1 protein-coding gene is annotated in these 459 nt (G+C 71.5%); it reads left to right on the top strand.

Annotated features, from left to right (window positions below):
- Positions 1-459: Mur ligase family protein (locus tag GVL52_RS32045; protein WP_244619343.1), on the top strand; the 459-nt coding region annotated here is incomplete at both ends.

The raw sequence follows: 459 nt of genomic DNA, 5'->3' as shown, positions 1-459 counted from the left end.
GCCCAGATGGTCGGCCTGCACATCTGCGGCGTGGACATGGTGGCCGAGACCGTGCTGCGCCCGCTGGAAGAGCAGGGCGGCGGCTTCGTCGAGGTGAACGCCGCCCCCGGCCTGCGCATGCACCTCTCGCCGAGCTACGGCAAGCCGCGCAACGTTGGCCAGGCGATGGTCGACAAGCTCTTCGCGCACGGCCAGGACGGGCGCATTCCCACCGTCGCCGTCACCGGCACCAACGGCAAGACGACCACCGCGCGCCTCATCGCGCACCTGTTCTCCGCCCAGGGCCTGCGCGTGGGCATGACGAATACCGACGGCGTGTACGTGAACGGCCGCCAGATCGACAGCGGCGACTGCTCCGGCCCGCGCAGCGCGCGCAACGTGCTGCTGCACCCCGAAGTGGACGCGGCCGTGTTCGAGACCGCGCGCGGCGGCATCCTGCGCGAAGGCCTGGGCTTCGAC

It is taken from the genome of Rhizobium sp. 18055 (assembly GCF_902706285.1).
In the GTDB taxonomy this organism is placed as follows: Bacteria; Pseudomonadota; Alphaproteobacteria; order Rhizobiales; family Rhizobiaceae; genus Rhizobium.
This window is presented reverse-complemented; position numbering and strand designations above follow the sequence as displayed.